Genomic DNA, 23,127 nt, shown 5'->3' with positions numbered 1-23,127 from the left:
AAATCGCGCACCGGCCCACCAGGGATCCGGCGGAGGAAATGGCCTACCTGGCCGGCACGGAAACCGTCTGGTTCGCTTCCAGGGTCAGCGTGACCGGCCCCGGGAGCGACGCCACCGCCTGGGCGAACTCGGACGGGTTGGTGACCCGCCTGTCCTCGACCCCGACGATGATCTGGCCCGGCTTCAGGCCCGCCTCGTCGGCGGGCGACCCGGCCTGGACCTCGACGATCCGGACCCCGCCCCGGGCCATCGCTTCGAGGACGCCATCGGCGCGCAGGCCGCCGGCCATCACGCTCACGAAGTCGACCCGCAGGCCACGCCACAAGGCCGAGCGATTGGTGGCGATCACCTCGCCGAAGACCGGCAGCTTGGACAGGACGACCGTCTTCTCCATCTCCTGGCCCTCCCGGGAGATCCGCAGCTTGATCGGCGTCCCGGGGGGGAAGTTGTTGACCGTCGTGACCAGCGAGTCGGCATCGGTCACGGGCAGGCCGCCGATCGAGAGGATCTGGTCGTCGACGATCAGCCCCCCTTCCCCGGCCGGGGTCCCGGCCTGGACGTTCTTGATCCGGCTCGTTCGGTTCTCGTTATCGAGGCCGATGCCGAGCATGCCGTACTCCACCTCCTTCCCCTCGCGGAGCGATTCGATGGCCCGGCGGGCGATCGCATCCATGGGGATGGCATACCCGGCCTGGACGTCGAAGCCCCCGGCGTTGACGGCGTTGGTCGTCAGGCCGATCAACTCCCCCTTGAGATTGATCACGGCCCCGCCGCTCATGCCCAGGTTGAGCTTGGCATCGAGCTGATACAGGCTCGGGAAATGGCGGAGCTGCTGCTCGTTGGGGATTTCCGGCTGGGCCGGGTTCATCCTCCGGGCGGTGTTGGCCAGGATGCCCCAGCTGGCCGACGCCTGGCCGTCGCGGGCGGTGTTGAACGCGTTGCCAAGCGCCAGGAGGAACGACCCCTTGCGGATCTTCGACGGGGGGGCGATCGCGATCGGCTTGAGCTTCAGCGGGGGCTGATCCGGCCCAACACGCGGGGCGATCACGGCCAGGTCGCTCCGGGGGTCCGACGCGATGATCTCGGCATCGAAGTCGGGATGGCCCATCGACCGGACGACCAGGCGGGTGGCCCCCTTCACGGCGTGGGCCGTGGTGAGGATCTGGTTGCGGTCCCCGATCACGACCCCCGAGGCATAGTCGGAGGCGATGTAGTCGGGGATCTCGTCGAGGTCGATGGCCCGGGGACGCGCCGGGAAGCGGCCCCGGATGGCGACGGTCGGCTCCCCCTTCTTGCCGATGTCGCGGGCGATTGCCACGACCGAGGGCTCGGCCGCGGCGATCGCATCGGACAGGGCGGTTTCCAGGGCGGCGACCGGATCGGACGGGGGGGGCGTGTCGGCCGAGAACGCCAGCAGGGCGAACACCACGGGGGCCAGATGCGGCATCGTCGGTCACTCCGGACGGGGTGTCGCCCTCGCTCCCCAGGGGGCGGGCCGGATTCATTCCTTCATCCCGCCCTCATTTTCGCCGGATCGGGCCGGGACGGCAACCCGACGGCGGCCGCCCCCTCCGACGATCAGGCGTCCAGATCGTCCTCGTCGTCTTCCTCTTCCTCATCCGGGCCGTCCGGGAGCGTCATCTGGGCGGCCGCGGCCGCCCCCCGGGAGGCCATGACCTTGTTGGTCAGCTCCTCGGCAATCTCCGGATGGTCGCGGAAATACTGCTTGGCGTTCTCGCGACCCTGCCCCAGCCGGAGGTCGCCGTAGTTGAACCACGAGCCCGACTTCTCGATCAGCTTGTCGGCGAGGGCCAGGTCCATGAGGTCACCTTCGCGGGAGATCCCCCCGGTGTACATCATGTCGAATTCGCAGACCCGGAACGGGGGCGCGACCTTGTTCTTGACGATCTTGACCTTCACCCGCGAGCCGACGATGTCCTCGCCTTCCTTGACCGGGCCGATCCGGCGGACGTCGATCCGGCACGAGCTGTAGAACTTCAGGGCCCGGCCGCCGGGGGTGGTCTCCGGGCTGCCGAACATCACGCCGATCTTCTCGCGGATCTGGTTGATGAAGATCATCACGCACTTGGACTTCGACACCCGCCCGGTCAGCTTCCGCAGCGCCTGGCTCATCAGGCGAGCCTGGAGGCCGACGTGGCTGTCGCCGATCTCCCCCTCGATCTCGGCGCGCGGGGTCAGGGCGGCCACCGAGTCGACCACGATGATGTCCACCGCGTCGGAGTGGACCAGCATCTCGGCGATCTGCAACGCTTCCTCGGCGCTGGCCGGCTGGCTGACCAGCAGCGACTCGATGTTCACGCCCAGCTTCTTGCACCACGACGGGTCCAGCGCGTGCTCGGCATCGATGAACGCGGCCACGCCCCCGTTCTTCTGGGCGTTGGCCACGGCGTGAAGCGCGATGGTCGTCTTGCCGCTGGATTCGGGGCCGAACAGCTCGATGATCCGCCCCTTCGGCAGGCCATGCCCGCCCAGGGCCAGGTCCAGCGAGATCGCCCCGGTCGAGATCCCCTCGACGACCAGCGAACTCCCCTCGCCCAGCCGCATGATCGCCCCGGCGCCGAACGCCTTCTCGATCTGGCTGACCGTGTGGTTCAGCGCCCGTTCCCCGGCCGATTGGGCCGCGCCGGCCTTGCCGCTGGTCTCGACCGCCTGCTTCTTGGCCACGGCGTCTCTCCCGCAAGATCGTCGGAAACTTCTGTACGTTAGGACACTAATCTACCGCGCCGGATGCCGTATCGTCAAGTGTCGTCGCGACGAACGCGGCCTCCGCCCTTCCCCTTGAGGGGGGCGCGGGCCAGGGGCATGTAGGCGGGCCCCTCCGGGGTGAGGGTCGAGGCGTAGGTGACGACCTCGGCGACCGGCACGGCCCCGGCCAGCCAGGATCGGAAGTGGGCCACCAAGCCGGAGGCATCCACCTCGTCGCCGCGGGTGGCCTTGATCCGGCCGATCGTGACGTGGGGCGTGAAGCGATTATCCTCGGGCGGGTAGCCCACCGAGGCGACGGCCGCCACGATGTCGGCGCGCAGGGCCGCCAGGGCGTCGAGTTCCGGGCCGACCAGCCCGACCCAGGCGACGCGGGGCTTGACCGGGCCGGGGAACATCCCCAGTCCCTGGAGGGTCAGGGAGAAGGGGCGATGGGATTCGACGGCGGCGGCGATCGCCCGGCACAGGCCGTTGAGGTCCGTGTCGGGGATGTCGCCCAGGAAGGCGAGGGTGACGTGGAACTGCTCGGTCAGGACCCACCGGGCGCTCGGCAGGTCCGGGGCGATCAGGGTCTGGAGCCGGGCCAAACGGGTCCGCTGGGCGGGGGGGATGGCGACGGCGACGAAGGTCCGGGTGGCGTGCGCCATCGCGGCGTTGGTCCTCTCCCGCCCGGCGGGGGATCGTGGAAGGGTCTCAGAAGCTCATCATCTGGCGGTATTCGCCGAGGCGACGGTCGATCTCGGCCTTGTCGGTGCGCTGGAACCGGCGGAGGCTGAAGTCCTCGACGTTGAGGCTGGCGACCACGGTGCCGTAGGCCATCGCGGTCTTGAGCGCCTCGGCGTCGGTGCGGCCGGTGGAGGCCAGGTAGCCCATGAACCCGCCCGCGAAGCTATCGCCGGCGCCGGTGGGGTCGACCACGTCGGCCACGGGGAAGGCGGGGACCACGAACGTGCCGTCGGCGCTGAGGAACATGGCGCCATGCTCCCCCTTCTTGATGATGACGAACTTCGGCCCCATCTCCAGGATCTTCCGGCCGGCGCGGACGAGGTTGATCTCCTCGGTCAGCATCCGGGCCTCGCCGTCGTTGAGGACCAGCCCGTCGATCTCCTTGAGCAGGGCGTTCAGCTCGTCGCGCTGGATCTCGATCCAGAGGTTCATGGTGTCGGCGACGGCCAGCTTGCGGTTGGTGGCCTGGGCCAGCACCTTGCGCTGGGTGGTCGGGCTGCCGTTGGCCAGGAAGACGAACGGGGTATCGACGTAGCTGGGGGGCAGGTCGGGGTTGAACGTGCCCAGGACGTTGAGGTGGACCTCCAGCGTGTCCGCCGAGTTCATGTCCCCTTCGTACTTGCCGCGCCAGCGGAACGTCGAACCGCCCTTCTCGACTTCCAAACCGGTGGTGTCGATGTTGCGGCCTTCGAGCAGCGCACGGTGCTCGGCCGGGAAGTCCTCGCCGACCACGCCGACCAGCCGGACGGGCGAGAAGTAGCTGGCGGCATAGGAGAAGTAGGTGGCCGCGCCGCCCAAAGCATCTTCGACGACGCCATGCGGGGTCTGGACCGAATCCAACGCAATCGAACCGACGACCAGCAGCGACATCCGCATTATCTCCGGGGGATCGAACGAACGGACCCGGGCCAGGGTATCCATGGGCCCCTCGTTTCATCAAGGGGCGGCGAGTCAACGAAGCCCTAAACTCCGGAACAGGTCCCGGATCTGGCCGAGCGGGAAGCCCGGCTCGGTGGTGTGGTCCAGGACCAGCGGCATCCCGGGCGGGCCGGGCCGGATGGTGTAGGTCTCGCGTGACGAGTAGTCGATCGAGGTGATCTTGATGTTGTGCCGGGACAACATCCCCGCCCCGGTCCCGAAGCGGATCATGGTCCGGTAGCTGGAGAAGTCGGCGAGCGAGAACGAGAAGTCGGGGCGGATCTGATGGACGTCCGCCGCGCCGGGCGCCAGCTCGGCCCGCTCGACCACCCCCCCGGGGAACTCGATCCGGATGCCGTGCAGAGGCATCTCGGTCCGATTGACCAGGGCGACCGTGATCGAGCGGAACTGGTAGGCGATCGCTTCCACGATCGGCGCGGCGACCAGGATCGAGAGCAGGAAGATCCACCGCCTCCGCCTCCGACGCCGCAGCGCCTCGGGGTCGAGGGGCGTCGGGATCGGTGCGAGCGGGGCTCCCCCCTTGGCGGGCCGGTTCTTGTTGCGTTTCGACATCGAGGCGGGTTCCCCGGGCATCGGGCCGGTCAGGTGGCCGGGGCGGCCTCGATCATGGCGATGGTCGCCGCGATCCGAGCGCGGCACGAGTCCCGGCCCAGGATGACCAGGCAATCGTAGAGGCCCGGTCCAACCCCCTGCCCGGTCGTCGCGACCCGGAGCGGGTTGACCACCTGGCCCATCGGGATCGCGTTGCTCTCCGCGAAGTCGTGGACCGCCTTCTCCAGCGTCGCCAGGTCGTAGGGCTCGGTCTCCGCCAGGACGGCGTCGAGCCCGCGCAAGGTCTGGGCGACCCCTTCCTTGCGGAGCCGTTTCTTCACGGCGTCGGGGTCGTGGGTCAGGGTCTCGGTGAAGAAGTACCGCCCCAGGGTGAGGATGTCCTCGAACACCTTGAGCCGATCGCCCAAAGCCTCGACCACCCGGGCGATCCTCGTCCGGGTCTCGGCGGGGACCGGGTCGGGGACGAGCCCCTCCCTCTGGAGATAGGGGATCACGCCGTCGACCTTCTGGTCGATCGGCAGGGCCTTCATCCACTCCCCTTCGATCCAGTAGAGCTTGTCGGGGTCGTGGCTGGCCGGGGAGCTATTGACGCGGTCGAGGGTGAACTTCTCGATCAGCTCGTCGCGGGTGAAGATCTCCTGGCTGCCGTCCAGGCTCCAGCCCACCCGGGCCAGGTAGTTCATCATGGCGTCGGGCAGGTAGCCCTTGGCGATGAAGTGGTCCAGCCCCACGGCGCCGAACCGCTTGGAGAGCTTCTTCTTCGACCCCGGCTCGGCCACGTACGGGACGTGGGCGAAGGCGGGCAGCTCGCGGCCCAGGGCCTCGAAGACCAGCAACTGCGAGAAGGTGTTGGTCAGGTGTTCCTCGGCGCGGACCACGTGGGTGATCTGCATCTCGGCGTCGTCGACCGTCGTGGCGAAGTTGTAAAGCGGGGTGCCGTCGGGCCGGACGATCACGAAGTCGCCGATGTCGTCGGTCTTCTGCGACACGTCCCCCTTGATGAGGTCGTGCAGGACCAGGGTCCGCCCCGGAGGGACGCGGAACCGGAGCCCGAACGGGCGGCCCTCGGCCTCGAACCGGGCGCGATCGGCGTCGGAGACCGGCTTCTCGCGGAAGCGGTAGGCGACCTTGGCGGCATCGGCCGCTTTTCGGTCGGCGTCACGCTCCTCCTGCGTACTATAATCGCGATAGGCGTGGCCCGATGCGACCAACGACGCGGCGGCGCGGTCGTAGAAGTCCTTGCGGGCCGACTGGAAGTAGGGGCCGAAGTTGCCCCCGACCTCGGGGCCCTCGTCCCAATCCATCCCCATCCAGCGGAAGCCGTCGAGGATCATCCCGACGGCCTCATCGACGTGGCGTTGCTGGTCCGTGTCGTCGATCCGGAGGACGAACTGGCCCCCGAAGTGGCGGGCCAGGAGCCAGTTGAACAGGGCCGTCCGGACCCCACCGATGTGGAGGAAACCGGTCGGGCTGGGGGCGAATCGGGTGCGAACGCTCATGATAACGGGGCCGGGCCTGTGGTCGAAACCTTTTACCGAGAACGGATTAAGGTGCCACGATAGGCGATCGACCCCCGGATTGTCAACCGTCCCCCACCCCGGCCGAGGCCGGGCTCAGGGCTTCTGATAACCGAGTTCGCGGAGCACTTCGAGGACCTCGCTCCAGGTCGGGAACATCCGTCCGCTCCTCTGCTTGTATTCCTGCATCGCCTGCATGAACTCGCGTTCGGCCTGGGTGTAATCACGCTCGCAGGTGGTGGGATCGACGAATCGACGTCGGGAGCTGCTATTCCGGGCGGAGGCCGCGCGATGCGCCTGGGCGGTGGCCCGGCGGTCGGTCCAGTCCTGGGCCTCGACGGGGTTCGTCGCCGCGGTCTTTCGGCTGGAGGCGGTGGAAGGATTCATGGTGTGGCGCTCCTCAATCGGGTACCGAACGGCCGATGGCGGCCGACAGTTATCAGCCCGGCGGGCTCGCCGTGTCGCAGGAATCGGGCGGTCCTCGACCGGATGCGACGAGCCGGACTTCAGCCTCGATCACGCACGACGGCCCCTTCGGGCGGGGCCATCACGCGTCGCGGCGTCCGGAGGAGAATGTAGGCCGCGGCGGCGGCCGAGGTCGGCTAGGCGCGTAAAAAAACGAGAGATTGGCGCCCCGGCCGTCGGATCACCGCCCCGATCGCGCCCAATCACGCTCAGTGCGAGCGCGCCAGCTCATGCCCGGTCGACTCGGCCGGGGATAGGCCCGCCAGCCCGACCCGCCCGGCCATCGGGGCGTCGGACAGCGCCGGCGCGGCGCGGCGGCCGAACACGAACCAGCGCGTCAGCGTGAAGCTGACGCCCGTGGCCGCGACGATCCCCACCACGGCCGCCGCCAGCCGGTGCGAGCGGAAGAAGCCGAAGAGGTTGGGCAGCGTCAGCCGGAGCGTCAGGCTGAGGATGATGCCCGCCAGATTGCTCACGACGTACCGGCCATACTCCCGGACGATCGAGCCGCGTTTGGCGTCGTTGAACGTCAGGCGGCGATTCAGCGCGAAGTTCCAGGTCAACGCCAGGGCGACGGCGACCACCCCCGCGGCGGCCGGCGCCAGCGGCCCGCCCACCAGCGGGGCGACCCGGCCGGCCATCGGCGTGGCCGCGAAGATCATCTGGAACAGGGCGTAGAAGGTCAGGTCGACCACCATCCCGGAGGCGCCCACGACGCAGAACTGGAGCAGGCGGGAGACGTTGCCGAATCGATCGTCGGACAGCCGCTTCGCCTGGCGGATCTCCCCCAGGTCGAACGACCACCGCGACGTCGAGGCGATCCTCCCCCCGACCGCCACGTCGGCCCGGGGACCTTCGACGCGCGCCAGGATCTCCAGCGCGAACCGCGACCCGACCGGCCGGAACGCCGATTCCGCCCGCCGGGCCCCCAATGACTTCAGCCCGATCAGGCCGGAGAACGGATCGGTCGATCCGAGGAGCGGCCGGACGAAGGCGCCGAACAGCCGCCCCACGATCGACCCCGAGCCGGCCAGGTTGCGGCTGGCCACCGCGATCTGGACGTCGCCGACCGCCAGCCGGCGGACCACGGCCACCAGGTCGTCCGACGTGTAGGTCATCCCGGCATCCAGCAGGATCCGCAGGTCCCCGCTCGCCTCGCGCAGCCCGGCGATCGCCGACCCGGCCAGGTCATTGAAGTCGCCGGGGATCGGCCGCGCCTGGAGGTTGGGATCCTGCTCCCTCAACCCGTCGAGGACCGCCGCGGACGCCAGGATCTCGACCGAATACCCGAGGTCTTGCAATGCGTCGCGGCATTCGGGCAGTCGATCGGAGGCACAACTCGCCCCGGGTTCGCACACGACGATCAGAGTGACTCGGGTCATCGGGGAATGGGCTCCCAGGTGCGGCGCGATGAGGGTGGAGGCCCGACGGTCGGATGCCGCGGATCCGTCGGGGCGGAGGGCGTCCCCGAAGGGACGTGGGTCGGATCGGTCGACCCGGACTGCGTCGCGACGTCATGGTCGCGGATCGCATCCAGGGCCCGGGCCTGTTCGACCCGGCCCAATCATAGTGAACGCGTGAAAATCCGTCAAACGAGGATCCCGCCCCCGCCCGGGCCCGGTTCAGGGGCGTTCCGCCGAGGCATCACCCAGGAAATCGCCGAGCGGGTGGTGGCCGTGGAGGAATTCGGCGGCGGGGCTGGGCTTCCTCCCTTCGAGCTGGACCTTGAGCAGGCGGACGGCCCCCTCCCCGGCGGCCACGACCAGCCGGTCGCCCATCGCTTCGAGGACCTGGCCGGGTCGCCCCGACCCCTCGGCCAGCTCCGATCGGTGGACGATCAGCCGGGTCGGGCCATCGGGGCGGTGCCAGGTGGTCGAAGCGATCGGCCAGGGCTGCATGGCGCGGATCAGGTTGTGGACCGCCTGGGCCGGTTGGGTCCAGTCGATCCGCCCATCCTCCTTGCGGAGCTTGGGGGCTTTCGTGACGCGGGCCTTCTGCTGGGGGATGATCCGGGCCGATCCGTCGAGGATGGCGGCGATGGCCTCGGCCACCAGCGGGGCGCCGATCGCGGCGAGGCGGGCTTCCAGCTCACCCGAGGTCTCGTCGGGCGCGATCGGGGTCCGGGCGAAGGCGATCATCCCCCCGGCATCGATCCTGGGCGTCATCCGGATCACGGTCACGCCGGTCTCGGCCTCCCCCTTCTGGATCGCCCGGGCCACCGGGGCGGCGCCGCGATAGGCGGGGAGGATCGACCCGTGGAGGTTGATCCCGCCCAGCGGCGGGAGGGCCAGGAGGTCGGCCGAGAGGATCTGGCCATAGGCGGCCGTCACCAGCAGTTCGGGGCCGATGGAGCGGATCAGGTCGAGCGCAGCCGGGGCGTTCACGTCCTCCGGCTGCTCGACGCGGACGCTCCGCGCCAGCGCCGATTGCTTGATGCGGCTCGGGATCAACTCCTGCTTACGACCCTGCGGGCGGTCGGGCTGGGTGATCAGGGCGGCGACGTCGAGCCCGGCGTCGTGGAGGTGCTCGAACGTGGGCAGGGCGAAGTCGCCGGTGCCGAGCATGATGAGGCGAGGCGGGAGCGGCATGGTCGGATCGGCCTCGTTCAGGCTTCGGCGGTGGCCCGGTTCGACGGCTCGGCCGCCGGGGCTTCCAGGCCGGCCCGGATCGCCGCATCGTCGGGATAGGTCCCCTCGGACTGATCCTTGCGGAATCCAAGCTCGATGTCGCGGATCTTCCCCTCGATCGACTTCAGGGTCGCCGGCCCGAGGTGGTCGATGAACAGGACGCCGTCAAGGTGGTCGATCTCGTGCTGGATCGCCCGGCCGTACAGGTCGTCGGCCTCCACCTCGATCGGATTGCCCGCCAGGTCGAAGGCCCGGACCTTGATCTTGCGGGCCCGCTTGACCTTGGCATAGATGCCCGGGAAGCTCAGGCAGCCCTCTTCCCCCTCGGTCGACGAGTGCCGCTTGACGATCTCGGGGTTGATGAAGACCTGCTCCTGGTCGGGTTGTTCGGGGTCGGCCGACAGGTTCAGGACGAAGAACCGGAGGGGGATGCCGACCTGGTTGGCCGCGAGACCGATCCCGTTCGCCTCGTACATCAGCTCGAACATCTCGCGCACGCTCGCCCGGAGCGCATCGTCGATGCTGGTCACGGGGCGCGACTCGTGGCGCAAGGCGGGGTGAGGATAGGGGACGATCCGCAACACGAGGGGACTCCAGCGCGAAACCGGTCGAATGGGATGGCCCAGTATAAAACCCCGAGGCCCCGGCCGCCAACCCATCCGTCCGGCGCGGGTCAGGGGGCGAACACGTCTTCGGGCAGGTCGTCCTGGTGGCGGGGGGACCTGGCCCAGGGGCCGAACAGGGCTTCGGGGACCAGGAAGACCGCGCCGGAATCGCCCGGGGCGACGGTCGCCAGCCGCTTGCCGTCGGAGGTCGGCGCCCCGAGCCGGAGCGGCGGCGGGTCGTCCCCCTCGGCCACGTCCACCCGGATCTCGGCCAGGGGCGGATTCAGCCGCATGGCGGCGGGCATCGGCCCCTCATACTGGACATACCGGGTCGTCTTGAGGTCCGACAGGGCCGCGACCAGCGCCTTGGCCTGGGTCGGGTCGAAGTCCGGGGCGTCCACGGCGCCGGCGAAGCCCCAGACGCGGGCATCCGCCTTCGGCTCCCCGTTGCCCACGAAGTCGATCCGGCGATCGGGCCAGGCGACATTCACCCGGCGGGCCTCGTCGGCCGAGAAGGCCATGATCCGGTGGTCGCGCCACTCGGAGTCGAGGACCACCAGCACGTTGCCGCCGACCGTGAAGACCAGCGGCTCGCCGACGATCATCGCATAATGGACGCCCAGTCGGTCGGGCACCGCCTTGCCGATCAGCAGGGTCAGCTCGTCCGGGACGACCCGGAGCGGGCCGACGCCGGGCGGCGGGTTCTTGCCACCGGCCGAGGCGGCCGGTCGCGAGGCGGTGACCTTGAGCAAGGGGCGGTCGAACCCGTACTTCTTCGGGTCGTCGGCCTGGTCCGCGACCAGGCTATCGGCCTGGAGGCCGGAAAAGAGTTTCAGGAGCCGCTCGACCGACTCCATGTCGGCCGGAGCCGTGATCGGCTGGCCCATCCACCACGACCCCAGCGATTTGCCCGGCCCGTCCATCCGGAAGATCGGCGCGTTGATGACCGTCGTCTTCCCCTCGGACTCGAAGGCCACGCGGTCGATCTGGTCGGGGGCGATCGCCAGCACCAGCCGATTGCGGAACCCGAGCGAGTTCCGGGGGATGAAGTCGACCGCGGAATCCGGCAGAGCCAGCACGGAGTTGGGATCATCCTCGGTCATCGCATAGACCGTCTTCCGGGCCGCGTCGCGGCGGCCGAGCTTCAGCGTGAGTTGCGGCGGCGAGGACGATCCGGACGAACCCGAATCGGTCGAGGCGCCGGGCAAGGGCGCCTGCCAGACCCGCAGGACCACCGACGGGGCATCGAGCCCGGGGTCGGGCACGCTCGATTTGGGCAGGAAGGCGGCGGTCTGCAACTCGTCGAGCGACTTGAGGAACGCGGCGACGGCCGGGATGTCGGCCCGGGCCGTCTGCGGCTCGGTCAGGGTCCAGCTCTTGCCGTGCCTCCCCAGCGCGAACGTGTGGCCGTTGGCCTCGATCTCGATGGCGTCGACCCGGTTGGGGTCGATGTCCGCGACGTGGTTGTCCCGGAAGGCGGAGGGGTTGGCGACGATTCCCTTCAGGGTGCGGTCGTCCAGCGCGATCACGTCGTCCTGGTCGTCGCGGCGGGCGTAGACCTGGCCGGGCGCGCCGGGGATCGGCTTGCCGACGTGGAGGATCTGCGGCGTCCGGCGGAGGGAATCGCGCCCGGCCTCGACGGTGATCGTCAGGGCGGGCTTGTCGAGGCCATACTTCGCGAGGTCCCTGGCGTTGTCGGCCACGAATCGGCCGTCGTCGATGACCCGAAGGGCGGCCAGGTCGGCGGCCAGGCCGTCGATCCTGCTCCCGTCGGCCAGCGCTCGGATCGGGGCCACGACCCGCCAGGCGTCGCGGTCGCGGCGGAGTTTCAGCGCCTCGGGCCGGTCGGACGCCTGGATGGTCACGGCGTCGACCTCGAACGACGGGACGCGGAAGATCTCGCGGTCCCGCCACTGGGCCGGGGGGATGTCCACCAGGCCGAGCATCCGGGCGTCCACGGCCTCGACCGTCCCGGAACCGCCGGGCCGGACGAAGCGGCGGTCGAGGCTGATGCGGCCGATGTCCAGGGTGGCCAGGGGCTTGTCGGCGGCCGTGCCCCAGAGCCGGACCGTCCGCTCGGGCGGGGCCAGGCCGAACGAGTCCGGGCTGCCCGCCTGGCGGGCTTCGGTCTCGGGCCGGCGGGCCAACGACTTGAGGTTGAAGGCCAGCGCCTCGGCCTTGGACGGGTCGGCCGCGACATCCAGGGGGGAGATCATCTGCCAGCGGTCGTTGTTCGCCCCGCGACGTTCCAGGACGATCGGGGCCGGGCCGCCGACGATCTCGATCCGGCGGAGTTCCTCGGGGCGGGTGTCCAGCAGCGCGGGGAGGACCCGGCCCTCGGCCCGGGCCCGGTCCACGCGGGTCGGGATGCGGGCGCGGTCGGCCCACCACAGGCCGAGCATCCCGGCGAGGAACACGCCCATCAGCAGCAGGTTGCCGCGGTTCTTCATCGCGAAGGTGTCCGAATCTTGGGATGGGGCGGCCCGGTCAGTCCCGCCGCGACAGGTAGATGGTCACGCCCAACCCCAGGACCACGACCATCGCCATCAGGGTCGGGACCAGGACCAGGCGGCCTCGGAGGTTGGGCGAGGCGGAGAACATCAGGCTCTCGTGCGTCTTGCCCGGCAGCCCGCGCAGCTCGGGGCGGCCCCGGAGCCAGAAGACGGAATTCATCAGCAGGTCGAGATTGGTCGGGTTGCGGGCCAGGTACGGGTTGTCGGCCAGGAGCGGGCTGGAGAACACGACCAGCCGGGGCGTCGGCTTCTCCCCGCCGGCGGCCGGCTTGATCGACGCGGCCGCACCCACGATCAGCGGCCCGGCCTTCTCGGACGGGTCGCGCGCCGGGCGGCCGACCGGGTCGGACTCGGCCCACGAGTCGGGCGTGGTGCGGATCAGGGGCACGGTCGAGACGCCCGGGTTGGCCTTGGCGCCCGAACCGGGCTGGCCCAGGACGGCCTCCGGGCCGATGATCGACAGCGGCGCCGCGCCCGGCAGCAGGGCCCATCGGGTCTGGAGGGTGTCGACGACCGGGTGGTTGCTGCCGGCCAGGATCGGGGCGTAGATCAGGCCCGGACGCCCTTCCAGGCAGTGGGTCGGGTCGACGATCTGCCCCGGCCCGACCTCCACATTGTAGTTGCGCAGGAGTTCTTCCAGCCCGCTCGGCCCGGCGTTGCCGACCAGGACGATCAGGCACCCGCCCCGGCCGATGAACGCCTTGATCCGGTCGACCTCCTCGGTCTGCAACGGCGTTTTCGGGCCCGCGACCACGACGATGCCCGCGTCCACCGGGATGTCGTCGTGGAGTAGATTGACCTCGACGGCGTCGGTCCCCATCGCGCTCATCCGCCCCTTCCAGATCCCCGGGCCGGGCTGGCGCGGGTCCACATCCTGGATCGAGGCCTCGCCGTGGCCGGTCGCGAACGCCACCTTGGACCGCTTCCCCTCGCGCAGCCGGACGATCGCCGAGGTGATCGCGTCCTCGCCGTGGAAGGTCGAGACGAAGCGGTCGGATTTGGCATCGAATCGCGAGGCGGACCGCTCGAACAGCTCGCCGGTGCCCAGCACCGCGTGGGGCGCGGTCTCCCCCTCGCCGTAGATCACGACCACGCCGTCGCCGGGGGTCGCCGCCACGTCGGGATAGCGCTTCACCAGGGCTTCGAACTCGCGGGCGTCCTGGATCACGTCCAGGGTCTCGACCCTTACGTCGCGGGGGTTCGCCGTCTTGAACTGGTCGAGCAGCTGGATGATCCGCTCCAGGCGGCGGACCGAGCCCTCCGAATTGCCGTGGAAGGCGATGATCGTCACCGGCTTCTCCAGCGTCGTGAGCTGGTTGAGCGTGAGCGATTCCAGGCTATAGGCGCGGTCCCGGGTCAGGTCGATCGCCCGCCCGCCGTATTTGAAGGCGAATACGTTGGCCACGACCAGGATCCCGCCGAGCAGAGACGCGGTGAGCGCCGTGTTCGAGAACCGGAGGACGCGGCGGATCGTTGGGCTGCTGTGGCGATGGCGATGGGCCGTCCGGATCACGACGAGGATCGTCCCGAACCCGAGCGTGAACGCCGCCAGCGAGGCCGGCACGCCCGAGGCGACGAACAGGAACGCCCCGGCCACGATCAGGAGGAAGCCGATCACCGTGGCGACGATGAGCCGATCGCGGTAGCCCGGCCCGGGCGCGTCGGCGTCGGGCTCGTCGCGGGCCTTCTGGCCCACGGGGGCGCCCCGGATCATCCAGAACAGGGCGAGGAAGGCCGCCAGACCCAGGAAGCTCGCCCAGACTTCGATGCGTGACAGGAACATCATGGTCGACGATCACCCCTCGCGGCGGTATTCCACGACCTTGACGGTCAGGTACAGCATCAGGACGCAGGCCGAAAGGTGGAGCACCAGGAACCGCAGGTCGAGCTGGCCGCTGCCGAAGCCGCGAACCTGGTCCAGGACCGAAACATACTGGATGGCGTCCGCCCAGCTCGCCCTCTGCGCCACCGCATAGCCGTGGCCGATCGCCGTCAGGACGATCAGGAGGAAGAACGCGGCGAACGTGCTGATCGCCGCCACGACCTGGTTGCGGGTCAGGCTGCTGAAGAACAGGCCGATGGACACCAGCATCATCCCCATCGTCGTCAGCCCGATCACCAGGGCGATCACCGGCCCCAGATCGAACCGATAGTTCCCCTGGTAATAGAGGAAGGGGAGGTAGATCCCGAACGGGACCAGCAGCATCAGGTACATCCCGACGCCCGCCAGCCACTTGGACACCACCACCTCGGATTCGGTCACCGGGGCGGTCAGCAGCGGCTCCAGCGTGCCGGCCCGCCGTTCCTCGGCGATCAGCCGCATGGTCAGCGCGGGGATGGCCACCATCATCCCGATCCAGAACGGCATGCTCTCGGTCACGTAGGAGTTGAGCGGGTCGCGCATCCCCGAGAACGACCGGCCGTACACGGACAGGGCATCGACGAGGTTCCAGAAGTTGAGGCAGGCGACCACCTGGAAGGCCAGGAGGATCAAAAACGCCATCGGGCCGAGGAAGTAGCTCGAAAGCTCGCGACGCAGCAGGGTGGGGACGTGGCGCATGGTCAGGCGGCCTCGATCGCGGGGGCGGCGGCGTCATCGGCGAGGCTCGCCTCGTGGACGGCGCGGACGAATCGTTCTTCCAGCGTGGACCGCTTCTGGTCGAGCATCGCGAGGCCCCATCCCCCCCGGACCACGCACGCGGCGACCGCCTCGCGGACGTCGGCCCCGTCGCGCCCCTGGACTTCCATTCGGACCAGCCCCTCATCCTGTTCGATCACCGCGACCTTGCGGACCCGGTCGACCTTCTCGATCGCCTTGCGGATCGCGGCGGCGGGCCCCCGGGCTTCCAGGACCACGGTCGTCCCGTCGTCGATCTGGTCGAGCTTCTCGTCGATCGCCAGGCGGCCGCCGACGATCATCAGGACCCGGCCGCACACCGCCTCCACCTCCGACATGATGTGGGTGGAAAGCAGGATCGTGTGGCGGTCGCCAAGCTCGCGGATCAGGTCGCGGACTTCGCGGATCTGGATCGGGTCGAGGCCCGCCGTCGGTTCGTCGAGCACCAGGATGTCCGGGTCGTGGACCATCGCGTCGGCCAGGCCGACCCTCTGGCGATACCCCTTGGACAGGTGGCCCAGCGTCCTCCGCTCGACGTCGCGGACCTGGCAGCGGTCCAGGACATGGTCGATCGCCGAGCGCCTCTTGGACCGGGGGACGTCCTTGAGCCGGGCGCGGAAGTCGAGGTACTCGCGGACCCGCATCTCGCCGTAGAGCGGCACGCTCTCGGGCAGGTAGCCGACCCGGCGGCGGACCCCGAGCGGGTCATCCAGGACGTCGTGCCCGGCGAGCACGGCCCGGCCGCTGGTCGGGGCCAGGAAGGTGGTCAGCATCCGCATCGTCGTGGTCTTGCCGGCGCCGTTGGGGCCGAGCAGGCCGACGATCTCGCCGGTCCCCACCCGGAACGTCAGGCCGTCCACGGCCCGGGTCGCGTGGTAGCTCTTGCTCAGCCGCTCGACATCGATCATGGTCGGCCCGTCGCTCATCGCGTCGCGTCCCCTGGGAGAATTATCGGCGGGCCGTGGTCCGCGCGACCCAGACCAGGTAGGTCGCCGGGCCGGGGCTGGTCGGGAACCGGGTCGGGGCCCCCCGGGGCGAATCGCCGTCGGGATCCTGGACCACCAGCGACCCGTCGATCCCGGCGATGGTGTCCATGTCCGGCAAGGTATACGACCCCCGCCCGTCCTCCCGTGACGCCCGGGTACCCGGCGTGTCTTCCATGGCGAGGACCAGGGGCAGGCTCGGCGAGTTGGGCGCGAGGCCGGGCAGCACCGACGCCTCGCCCACCTCCGCCAACTGGGTCAGGATGAACGGGTCGGGCCGGGGCTCCACCACGACGTCGGTCCGGGGGAACGCCCGGGCCAGCTTGCCCAGGAACGGCTCGGACTCGCGCCCGTCCATGACCAGGGTGAAGACGTCGGCCTCGCCCGGGTGGCGGGGGTCGATCACGATCCCCTCGGACACGGTGATCCGGCCGAAGTCGGGGTGCTTGCGGATGTCCCGCTGGATCAGCGAGCGGACCCGGTCCCCGGCGTCGATCACGTCGGTCACGATCAGGATGCGATGGACGTCGGGCCTTTCGAGCATCCCGGCGATCTTGCCGCGATCGGCGGCCTCCCGGATCAGGGCCACCGGCGTCGGCGTCGGCGAGGCCGGGGGCGGCGGGATTGCGGCATCCGTCGCGGGGGCGGCCAGCCTCGCCAGCATCGGGGCGCCGTCCGCGGGCGAGGCTGGCTGCTCGGGGACGGTCGGCGGCTTGGCCCGGGGGGCCGCCGGGGCCTTGGCCGGGGTAGCCTTGGGGAAGAAGGCGAACAGGGTCGGGCGGTCGAGGTCGTGCGTGGCCCGGTAGACGAAGAACATCGCGGCCAGCAGGCTCGCGGCGATCGAGACGAAGCCCCCGGCCAGGAGCACCGAGGCCGCCCGCGACCCGGCCCGGGGCCGCGCCGCCTGGCGGGAGGCGATGCGGGCCAGGAGGTCCGGGGCCAGGTCGCGCGGGATCCCGGGCCGCCCGAGCCCGGCGACGGCGTCCCGGGTCGCGGCCAGGTCGGACAGCCGGCCGGCCAGGGGCGGGCTCGACTCGATCGACCAGGCCACGGCCATGCGGTCGGCCGGGTCGAGCTCGTCGTCGAGGTAGGCGGACAGGAGTGTGTCGTCGTCGAGATTCATGGGATTGAATGGTCGAAGGCCAGGGGTGGGGTCGGGGCCTCGTGCCTCATCCGTTCGCGGGTCCGGGCGATCCGAGCAGGGGCCGGGCGGCGTGTCGGGCCGACGCGGGCGAGTTGTGGTCCTCGACGGCGACGCCCATAAGCTTCTCGCGGAGGTCCAGGCGGGCCCGATGCAGCCGGCTCCTCACCGTGCCGACCGGGACGTTCAGGATCGCGGCGATCTCCTCGTACCGGAGCCCGTCGAATTCCTTCATGACCACCACGGCGCGATGGTCGGGGGCCAGGGAGTCCAGGGCCCGCTGGACCCGGTCCTCCCGCTCCCTCCGCTCGATCGGCAGGGTCGGGTCGGACTGGTCGAGGTCGTCGGCCACCTCGGCCGGGTCGTGCTGCGCCCCCCCCCGCGATCGGATGACCAGGCGGCGACGCCGTCGCCCGCTCAGGGCCAGGTTCACGGCGATCCGGTACACCCAGGTGTAGAACGAGCTGTCGCCGTGGAACCGGTCGAGCTTCTCGAAGGCGCGAAGGAACGCGTCCTGGAGCAGGTCGAGCGCATCCTCGGCGTCGCCGGTCAGCCGGAGCATCGTCGGGTAGAGCCGATCCTGATAACGCTGGATCAGCACCCCGAACGCCTCCGTCCGACCTGCCCGACACGCCTCGATGAGGGAGTTGTCGTCGTTGCACCCGGTCATCAGAACCCTTTGACGCTCGCCCCGGCGCGAAGTTCCCGGATCGTCCGGCAACCGTCCCGAAATGATCTCGACGAAGTCGTTCGATGTGAGCTTCGATTGTAACGCACGGCGCGGCCCGCCGCGACGCCTTGCCCCGCGAGGGGCCACCGACCTATCATGACCGCATCGGGGACGGCCGGGTCGGCCGGCCATCGCTGCGCGGGATCGGGGGCGGACGGGGCTATGAGGATCGCGGTCGTTTCTCGGGATGGGCCCCTCGAATTCACGGTGGACGACGAGCGCGTGGTCGGCCACGGCAACGGCCCGACCGAGGGGCTGGCCGCGCCGGACCTGGCGGACGCGACCCGGTCGGCGATCGAGCGGCCGATCGACTTCCCCCCGATGGCCAGCGCCATCGTGCCGGGCGACCACGTCGCCATCCCGGTCGACCCGGCGATGCCCGGCCTGGCGACGGTCCTGGACGTCCTGGTCGAGGCGGCCCGCTCCGCCGGCGCCGAGGACGTGACCGTGGTGGCCACCGGGCCCGGCCCGCAGGTCGGCCCGACCGAGGGGGTCAACTGGGTCGTCCACGACCCCGACGACCGGAACGGGATCGCCTACCTGGCCAGCACCAAGGAAGGGCATCGCGTCTACCTCAACCGGATCCTCACCGACGCCGACATCGTGGTGGCCCTGGGGCCGATGGGCTACGACCCGGCGCTCGGCTACAGCGGGCCCTGGTCGACCCTCTATCCCGGCCTGAGCGACCGCGACACCCAGGCCCGATTCCGGTCGCTGGCCGTGGACGACCCACCCGATCGCGACCGCCCCCGCCCCGGGTTCGCCGAGTCGGTCGAGGTCAGCTGGCTGCTAGGCTCGCAGTTCCAGGTCGGCGTGGTGGCCGGGACGGCCGGGCCGATCGCCGTGGTGGCCGGGCTGGATGCGTCAGTCCGAGAACGCGGCCCGGAGGCCGTGGATGCCGCCTGGTCCCGCCCCTTCCCCGATCGCGCCGACCTCGTGGTGGTCGGGATCGGCACCCCGGATCGGCCCTCCACGATCGACGACCTGACGCTCGGCCTGGCCGCCGCCTCGCGCTCGGTCCGCCGGGGGGGGAAGATCGTGGCCCTGGCCCGGGTGGACGACGAGCCGGGCGTCGCGATCCGACGCATGGCCGCCGCCGACGACTCCCGGGCCGCGACCGCAAGCCTGCGCGGGCTGGAAAAAGAGCCCGACTATCTGGCCGCCCGCCGGATCGCCTCGGCGGTCGCCTGGGCCGACGTCTACCTCCATTCGAACCTCGACGCCGACCTCGTCGACGACCTCGGCCTGATCGCCGTCGACCGCCGCGAGGATGCCCGCAAGCTCGCCGATCGCTCCCCGTCGTCGATCTTCATCGGCCAGGCCGAGCGGGCCCGCGTCGTGATCCAGGACGAGCCGGCTTAACCCCCCATACCCTCGACTGATCGATCCACCACCATGACCACGCCCGCCGCCAGCCGCCCCGAGTCGGGTTGGATCGACCGATCCGACCGCGTCCGCATCGAGGTCCAGGGCCCCGACCGCGCCAAGTTCCTCCACAACCTGGTCACCAACGACATCAAGAAGCTGGTCGAGGGCCAGGGCTGCGAGGCGTTCATCACCACGCCGCAAGGGAAGACGCTCGCTTACGTCGCCCTCTCCGCTCTCAAAGCTTCGACCCTGCTTCGGAGCGACGTCGGCGAGTCGACGGTCTTCCTCGGCCATCTCCAGAAATACAGCATCTTCGACGATGTCGCGATCGAGGAGATCACCGATCAGACGTTCGAGATCCACGCCTTCGGCCGGTTGGCCGAGGACATCGTGCATGACGCGAAGCTGGACGGCCTGGCCAATGCCGACCAATCGATCGCCGAGGCGGAATGGGCCGGCCATTCGCTGCGATTCGTCCGGGAAGCCCCGGCGGGCGTCCCGGGACTGACGCTCATCGGGCCGCTCGCGGCGGCGGACTCTGTGCGGACGGCGTTGGGGCGGGCGTCCGGGACGGCCTCGCTCGACCCGGCGGTGTTCGAGGCCATGAGGATCGAGGCGGGCACGCCGATCTCCGGCCGGGACGTGACCCCGAACAACCTGCCCCAGGAGGTCGGCCGCGACCGGGCGACGATCAGCTTCGTGAAGGGCTGCTATCTCGGCCAGGAGACGGTCGCCCGGCTCGATGCCCTGGGCCACGTCAACAAGATCCTCAAGGGGCTGAGGATCGAGGGGTCGACGCCGCCGGCCCCCGGCGCGTCGCTGGTCGGCGCCGACGGCAAGGCGGCCGGCACCGTGACCTCGGCCGCCCCCGCGATCGGCGGGGGTGCGGTCGTGGGCCTGGCCTATGTGCGGGTCGCCCACGCGAACCCGGGCACGTCGCTGGCCGTGGAGGTGGGCGGCCAAACCGTGGCGGCGGTGGTCGCCGACCTGCCCATGACCCCGCCCGCCGGGGGATGAAACGAAGAACGGCCCCGACTCGTCCGAGTCGGGGCCGCCGCGTTGCGTCGATCGTGAATTGGGGCCGCGATCAGGCGGCGCTCATGTCGCGGATCCCGTCGGCCGGGATGTCGGCGATCTGGAGGATGGTCTCGGGCCCCCGGCCGAGGCCGAGGCTTTCCAGGACCAGGAGCCCGAACGGCGACGGGGAGTCGCCGCGGTTCTCGGGATCGCTGTCGGCTCGTGTCAAACGACCCTGGTAGAACGTCCCGTTGTAGGCGACCTTCACCACCGGGCACTGGGTCCCCTGGCGGTTGCGGATCGTCATCAAGTTCGCCTGGCACTGCTCGAAAGTCATCGGTTTTCCTCCTGAAGACCGAGTGCGGGGTGGTCGGTAGCCACCCACACGTGGCGGCGCGACCGCGGGCAGACAGGGCCCGGCCGGCAACCCGGCGTCCGTCGCCGAATCATCGCCTCTCGATGGATTCGGGTCAACCCATACCGAACTTGAGCGGATCGATGAAACATGGCTTTCATCTCCCGGGGACGTTGGCCTCCCACAAGGGGTTGATACGCGCGCAGTCCTCGGCCGTGACCCGGTAAACGAAGATCGAATAGCCGATCTTCGCAACCGGTTCCATGCTTTGAAAATAGGCGAACGCCCCTTCGCCGGAACTCCAGCAACTCGACCAGGCGGTGCTCGGGGAGGTCAGCGAGGAGCTGTCGTGGAATCGCCAGGGGAGGCCCCGCACCAGGTTGGCGCTCACCGCGTAGAGGCCCGGGGTGAGCCGGGGCGCCGGGCCGATCCAGTAGGAGGGGGGCTTCGCCATCGGGTGCATCGTCCCGGGCAGCGTGGGCGGCAGGAACCAGTCGAGTCCCTCGCCCCGCACGCGGAAGACGCTCGGGTTGATCTGGCCGAAGTACGCCAGGCCGACCCGCTCCCCGGGGTGGTTGGCCTTGAGCCATCGGTTCAGCTTGACCAGGTCCTGCCCCCAGTCGAGGTTGCTGTCGATCAGGTGCTCCGAGCCCCGCCCCGGGCCGCCCGAGACCTGGTTGAAGTAGGCCAGGTAATGGGGATGGATCGAGGCGGTGGCGGCCGCCGTGAGCAGGAGGGGGCCGATCACCGACGCCAGGGACAGCCTCCTCCGGACGGCGGTCGCCTGGCCGATCGCCCAGGGGGCGAGCTTGCCCGTCGCGACGAACGCGAATGGGAACGCGGTCAGGATGTAGCGGAGGCCCAGGCAGATGTCGGTCAGGAAGGTCATCGCCAGGAGGATCCCGACCGGGATCGCCAGCACCGCGATCTCGTCGGCCCAGAGGGCCCGCGACCTCGGCGATGCGAGCAATACCCCGGTTGCCAGGACGACCAGGATCCAGGTCCCCTCGGGCACCTTGTAGGCCAGGGTCGCCAGGTAGTAATACCACCAGCCCGACCGCTTCATGACGCCGTTGAGGTAGACCGGGTAGCCGGTCAGCTTGCTGTCGTCGACCGGCAGGTTATCGTTGAGGAAGTGCCGGGGGATCCCCTCGGTCTCGATCTTCTGCTCGTCGAAGCCGAGGACATAATGCCGGGGCAGCGGCACCGGCAGGGCGGCCAGCGGCGTCCCCCGGAACCGGTTGATCCGATAGCGCCAGGCCCCAGCGAGGATCGCGTTCGGGCTGGTCGGCCGGGCCATCCCCGGCTGCGTGGGCCGGGTCAGGGTCCGGCTCGCGAACTCGAAGCGGCCGAGCGGCTGGCCGAAGCCCTCGAACCCGTAGCCCATGTTGATGACCAGCATCGACAGGGCGACCATCAGCGCCCCCTGCCCCAGCCCGACGCCCAGCCGGCGCGGCCAGCCCGCCCAATCCCGGCCCAGGAGGAACCGGACCACGGCCAGGGTCGGCCACAGCCCATAAAGGATGAGGGCCGAGAACTTGGTCAGCTGGGCCAGGCCGAGCACGATCCCCGCCAACGCGGCGCGCCCCCAGGTCGGCCGGTTCTGATAGCGCCAGAACAGATAGGTCGCCGCGACGGCGAACGAGGCGGCGGCGGCATCGGTCGTCACCAGCCGGCAATGAGCGAGGACGTTGGGGCAGAGCGTCCACAGGGCCAGGCTGATCAGCCCCCCCGCCCCGCCGTACAGCCGCGCCGACCAGGCGAAGACCGCCAGCCCCCCCAGGAGCGTGAACAGGGGCATCATCATCCGAGCCGAGGCGAACAGCTCGAAATAACGGTCGGCATTGACGAGGGTGAAGTACTCGCCGAAGGTCGACTGCGAACTCTGTTCCCAGAACCCGGACTGGTAGAGCGGGGCCGTGACCGGATTCGCCAGGACGACCGGCAAGGCGGCGACCAGCTTCACCAGGGGCGGGTTGTGGTGGTAGAGCTTGAACGTCCCCGTCTGCCAGTACGAGACCCCCGCCGGGAGGTGGGCGGTCTCGTCGATCGTCGGGTTCTCCTGGATCAGGCTGGCGGCGGCCAGCCCGAACTGGAGGGCGAGCAGCAGCACCACCGCGACCGCCAGCTTGGGCCGGGTCCAGTAGGCCGGACGGGGCGGCGACGGCTCGACGACCGTCGCCGGCGGGGCCGAGGCCGGGGCGGGCGGAGGCGTCCGGGGCCGGGGCGGTCGCGATCGGGCCATGAC

At 70.2% G+C, this 23,127-nt stretch carries 20 protein-coding genes; 2 read left to right on the top strand and 18 right to left on the bottom strand.

The window, feature by feature from the left end; all coding sequences use genetic code 11:
- Window positions 1-43: 43 nt before the first annotated feature.
- From TA3x_RS20770 to TA3x_RS20695, 16 genes are all read right to left on the bottom strand, one after another.
- Window positions 44-1,447 (bottom strand): trypsin-like peptidase domain-containing protein, encoded by a 1,404-nt coding sequence (locus TA3x_RS20770; RefSeq protein ID WP_435016585.1) that lies wholly within the window; start codon window positions 1,445-1,447, stop codon window positions 44-46.
- Between the two features lie 131 nt (window positions 1,448-1,578).
- A complete protein-coding gene (gene recA / locus TA3x_RS20765; RefSeq protein WP_435016584.1) occupies window positions 1,579-2,685 on the bottom strand; it encodes a recombinase RecA in 1,107 nt (368 codons plus the stop codon).
- 74 nt (window positions 2,686-2,759) lie between these two features.
- Window positions 2,760-3,371 (bottom strand): RNA 2',3'-cyclic phosphodiesterase, encoded by a 612-nt coding sequence (thpR, locus tag TA3x_RS20760; protein WP_435016583.1) that lies wholly within the window; start codon window positions 3,369-3,371, stop codon window positions 2,760-2,762.
- Window positions 3,372-3,417: 46 nt separating this feature from the next.
- On the bottom strand, window positions 3,418-4,320 hold the full coding sequence (locus TA3x_RS20755) for a PfkB family carbohydrate kinase (protein WP_435022403.1): 903 nt from the start codon (window positions 4,318-4,320) through the stop codon (window positions 3,418-3,420).
- Between the two features lie 81 nt (window positions 4,321-4,401).
- Window positions 4,402-4,941 carry a hypothetical protein gene (locus TA3x_RS20750; protein WP_435016582.1) on the bottom strand — a complete coding sequence of 180 codons (540 nt, stop codon included), beginning with the start codon at window positions 4,939-4,941 and terminating at the stop codon, window positions 4,402-4,404.
- Between the two features lie 29 nt (window positions 4,942-4,970).
- Entirely contained in the window at window positions 4,971-6,440 is a 1,470-nt protein-coding gene (gltX, locus tag TA3x_RS20745) for a glutamate--tRNA ligase (protein ID WP_435016581.1), read from the bottom strand.
- 114 nt (window positions 6,441-6,554) lie between these two features.
- Window positions 6,555-6,845 carry a hypothetical protein gene (locus TA3x_RS20740; RefSeq protein WP_435016580.1) on the bottom strand — a complete coding sequence of 97 codons (291 nt, stop codon included), beginning with the start codon at window positions 6,843-6,845 and terminating at the stop codon, window positions 6,555-6,557.
- A gap of 287 nt (window positions 6,846-7,132) precedes the next feature.
- Window positions 7,133-8,305: a GtrA family protein gene (locus tag TA3x_RS20735; RefSeq protein ID WP_435016579.1), complete on the bottom strand. Its 1,173-nt coding sequence runs from the start codon at window positions 8,303-8,305 to the stop codon at window positions 7,133-7,135.
- Between the two features lie 240 nt (window positions 8,306-8,545).
- On the bottom strand, window positions 8,546-9,511 hold the full coding sequence (gene fmt / locus TA3x_RS20730; protein WP_435016578.1) for a methionyl-tRNA formyltransferase: 966 nt from the start codon (window positions 9,509-9,511) through the stop codon (window positions 8,546-8,548).
- Window positions 9,512-9,528: 17 nt separating this feature from the next.
- On the bottom strand, window positions 9,529-10,134 hold the full coding sequence (gene def, locus TA3x_RS20725; protein WP_435016577.1) for a peptide deformylase: 606 nt from the start codon (window positions 10,132-10,134) through the stop codon (window positions 9,529-9,531).
- 89 nt (window positions 10,135-10,223) lie between these two features.
- Complete coding sequence (locus TA3x_RS20720) at window positions 10,224-12,605, bottom strand: DUF4340 domain-containing protein (RefSeq protein ID WP_435016576.1); 2,382 nt, start codon at window positions 12,603-12,605, stop codon at window positions 10,224-10,226.
- A gap of 37 nt (window positions 12,606-12,642) precedes the next feature.
- A complete protein-coding gene (locus TA3x_RS20715; RefSeq protein ID WP_435016575.1) occupies window positions 12,643-14,454 on the bottom strand; it encodes a Gldg family protein in 1,812 nt (603 codons plus the stop codon).
- A gap of 9 nt (window positions 14,455-14,463) precedes the next feature.
- Window positions 14,464-15,228 carry an ABC transporter permease subunit gene (locus tag TA3x_RS20710; protein ID WP_435016574.1) on the bottom strand — a complete coding sequence of 255 codons (765 nt, stop codon included), beginning with the start codon at window positions 15,226-15,228 and terminating at the stop codon, window positions 14,464-14,466.
- Between the two features lie 2 nt (window positions 15,229-15,230).
- Window positions 15,231-16,211 carry an ABC transporter ATP-binding protein gene (locus TA3x_RS20705; protein ID WP_435016573.1) on the bottom strand — a complete coding sequence of 327 codons (981 nt, stop codon included), beginning with the start codon at window positions 16,209-16,211 and terminating at the stop codon, window positions 15,231-15,233.
- Window positions 16,212-16,233: 22 nt separating this feature from the next.
- Window positions 16,234-17,391, bottom strand: a complete 1,158-nt coding sequence (locus tag TA3x_RS20700; protein WP_435016572.1) for an anti-sigma factor family protein — start codon at window positions 17,389-17,391, stop codon at window positions 16,234-16,236.
- A gap of 46 nt (window positions 17,392-17,437) precedes the next feature.
- A complete protein-coding gene (locus tag TA3x_RS20695) occupies window positions 17,438-18,079 on the bottom strand; it encodes an RNA polymerase sigma factor (RefSeq protein WP_435016571.1) in 642 nt (213 codons plus the stop codon).
- Window positions 18,080-18,346: 267 nt separating this feature from the next.
- On the opposite strand from TA3x_RS20695, the gene TA3x_RS20690 reads away from it, so the two are divergent.
- Window positions 18,347-19,501 (top strand): lactate racemase domain-containing protein, encoded by a 1,155-nt coding sequence (locus TA3x_RS20690; protein ID WP_435016570.1) that lies wholly within the window; start codon window positions 18,347-18,349, stop codon window positions 19,499-19,501.
- Between the two features lie 33 nt (window positions 19,502-19,534).
- Complete coding sequence (locus TA3x_RS20685) at window positions 19,535-20,524, top strand: YgfZ/GcvT domain-containing protein (protein ID WP_435016569.1); 990 nt, start codon at window positions 19,535-19,537, stop codon at window positions 20,522-20,524.
- A 70-nt stretch (window positions 20,525-20,594) separates the two neighbouring features.
- Here the strand turns inward: TA3x_RS20685 and TA3x_RS20680 are convergent, their stop codons facing one another.
- Window positions 20,595-20,861: a hypothetical protein gene (locus TA3x_RS20680; RefSeq protein ID WP_435016568.1), complete on the bottom strand. Its 267-nt coding sequence runs from the start codon at window positions 20,859-20,861 to the stop codon at window positions 20,595-20,597.
- A 175-nt stretch (window positions 20,862-21,036) separates the two neighbouring features.
- The gene (locus TA3x_RS20675) at window positions 21,037-23,124 is read right to left on the bottom strand and encodes an ArnT family glycosyltransferase (protein ID WP_435016567.1); all 2,088 of its coding nucleotides are present in this window, start codon (window positions 23,122-23,124) and stop codon (window positions 21,037-21,039) included.
- Window positions 23,125-23,127: the final 3 nt, after the last annotated feature.

Source organism: Tundrisphaera macrotermitis (genome assembly GCF_051175315.1).
GTDB lineage: Bacteria > Planctomycetota > Planctomycetia > Isosphaerales > Isosphaeraceae > Tundrisphaera.
The sequence above is the reverse complement of the archived record's forward strand: the minus strand, read 5'-3'. Positions and strand labels throughout refer to the sequence as shown.

What these genes read in the sequence shown, in the direction of transcription:
- TA3x_RS20770 (WP_435016585.1), bottom strand. Translation starts at nt 1,447, where the DNA reads ATGCCGCATCTGGCCCCCGTGGTGTTCGCCCTGCTGGCGTTCTCGGCC.
- thpR (WP_435016583.1), bottom strand. Translation starts at nt 3,371, where the DNA reads ATGGCGCACGCCACCCGGACCTTCGTCGCCGTCGCCATCCCCCCCGCC.
- TA3x_RS20755 (WP_435022403.1), bottom strand. Translation starts at nt 4,320, where the DNA reads ATGTCGCTGCTGGTCGTCGGTTCGATTGCGTTGGATTCGGTCCAGACC.
- TA3x_RS20750 (WP_435016582.1), bottom strand. Translation starts at nt 4,941, where the DNA reads ATGTCGAAACGCAACAAGAACCGGCCCGCCAAGGGGGGAGCCCCGCTC.
- gltX (WP_435016581.1), bottom strand. Translation starts at nt 6,440, where the DNA reads ATGAGCGTTCGCACCCGATTCGCCCCCAGCCCGACCGGTTTCCTCCAC.
- TA3x_RS20740 (WP_435016580.1), bottom strand. Translation starts at nt 6,845, where the DNA reads ATGAATCCTTCCACCGCCTCCAGCCGAAAGACCGCGGCGACGAACCCC.
- TA3x_RS20735 (WP_435016579.1), bottom strand. Translation starts at nt 8,305, where the DNA reads ATGACCCGAGTCACTCTGATCGTCGTGTGCGAACCCGGGGCGAGTTGT.
- fmt (WP_435016578.1), bottom strand. Translation starts at nt 9,511, where the DNA reads ATGCCGCTCCCGCCTCGCCTCATCATGCTCGGCACCGGCGACTTCGCC.
- TA3x_RS20720 (WP_435016576.1), bottom strand. Translation starts at nt 12,605, where the DNA reads ATGAAGAACCGCGGCAACCTGCTGCTGATGGGCGTGTTCCTCGCCGGG.
- TA3x_RS20715 (WP_435016575.1), bottom strand. Translation starts at nt 14,454, where the DNA reads ATGATGTTCCTGTCACGCATCGAAGTCTGGGCGAGCTTCCTGGGTCTG.
- TA3x_RS20710 (WP_435016574.1), bottom strand. Translation starts at nt 15,228, where the DNA reads ATGCGCCACGTCCCCACCCTGCTGCGTCGCGAGCTTTCGAGCTACTTC.
- TA3x_RS20705 (WP_435016573.1), bottom strand. Translation starts at nt 16,211, where the DNA reads ATGAGCGACGGGCCGACCATGATCGATGTCGAGCGGCTGAGCAAGAGC.
- TA3x_RS20700 (WP_435016572.1), bottom strand. Translation starts at nt 17,391, where the DNA reads ATGAATCTCGACGACGACACACTCCTGTCCGCCTACCTCGACGACGAG.
- TA3x_RS20695 (WP_435016571.1), bottom strand. Translation starts at nt 18,079, where the DNA reads ATGACCGGGTGCAACGACGACAACTCCCTCATCGAGGCGTGTCGGGCA.
- TA3x_RS20685 (WP_435016569.1), top strand. Translation starts at nt 19,535, where the DNA reads ATGACCACGCCCGCCGCCAGCCGCCCCGAGTCGGGTTGGATCGACCGA.
- TA3x_RS20680 (WP_435016568.1), bottom strand. Translation starts at nt 20,861, where the DNA reads ATGACTTTCGAGCAGTGCCAGGCGAACTTGATGACGATCCGCAACCGC.
- TA3x_RS20675 (WP_435016567.1), bottom strand. Translation starts at nt 23,124, where the DNA reads ATGGCCCGATCGCGACCGCCCCGGCCCCGGACGCCTCCGCCCGCCCCG.